Source organism: Nocardiopsis lucentensis DSM 44048, assembly GCF_000341125.1.
Classification (GTDB): Bacteria; Actinomycetota; Actinomycetes; order Streptosporangiales; family Streptosporangiaceae; genus Nocardiopsis; species Nocardiopsis lucentensis.
The window spans coordinates 1-674 of the sequence record NZ_ANBC01000439.1; the positions used below are offsets into that span (position 1 = coordinate 1).

The window sequence follows — 674 nt, forward strand, 5'->3', positions numbered from 1 at the left end:
CCCGAGATGGCGCGCCTCGTGGAGGGTGAGGACCTCGACCGGTTCGCGTCGGGCCGGCCACCGGTGCGGGACGCCGACGCGGTGGACTCCCCCGCTCCCCCGGACGGGGTGTTCTGACCGACGGGGTACTCCCCCGGGAGTACGCGCGGCGCGCGAGAGCCCTCCCCCGGACGACGCGCGCCCCCGACGCCCTGCCCGTACTGTCGGTGGTGTGGCAGCACTACTCCCGCGCCCCACGCGCACCGACACCCGGATCGCCCTGGCCCTCCTGGTCCTCTCACTGCTCAGCACCCTCGTGCTGGAACGGGACGCGCTGGTCGCGACCGAGGCCTCGCGTGACGCCTGGCCGTGGGGGTACGCGCTCATCGTGGTCGCGTGCGCGCCCCTGTTCTGGCGGACCTCCCGCACGTGCGTCGGCACGGTCGTGTCGGTGGTCGTCGCGAGCCTGTACTACCCGCTGGGCTTCCCCGACGGGTTGGTGATGTTCGCCGCGGCGGTGATGCTCTACTCCTCGGTCCGGCTCGGGTACCGGGCCTTCGGATGGACGCTGGGGATCGGCCAGTTCGCCTCGATGAGCCTGTACGAGGTCACGGTGACCGGGACGGTGCGGGTGGAGGCGATCGGCCTGGTGGCGTGGGTGCTGGTCGTGCTGTGTTCGGCGGAGGTGATGCGCT

General features: G+C 72.7%; 2 pseudogenes. Both read left to right on the top strand.

The window, feature by feature from the left end:
* A pseudogene (locus D471_RS41825) lies at positions 1 to 117 on the top strand (spermine synthase); the annotation flags it as partial.
* 94 nt (positions 118 to 211) lie between these two features.
* Positions 212 to 674 (top strand): annotated as a pseudogene (locus tag D471_RS0115490) (sensor histidine kinase); the annotation flags it as partial.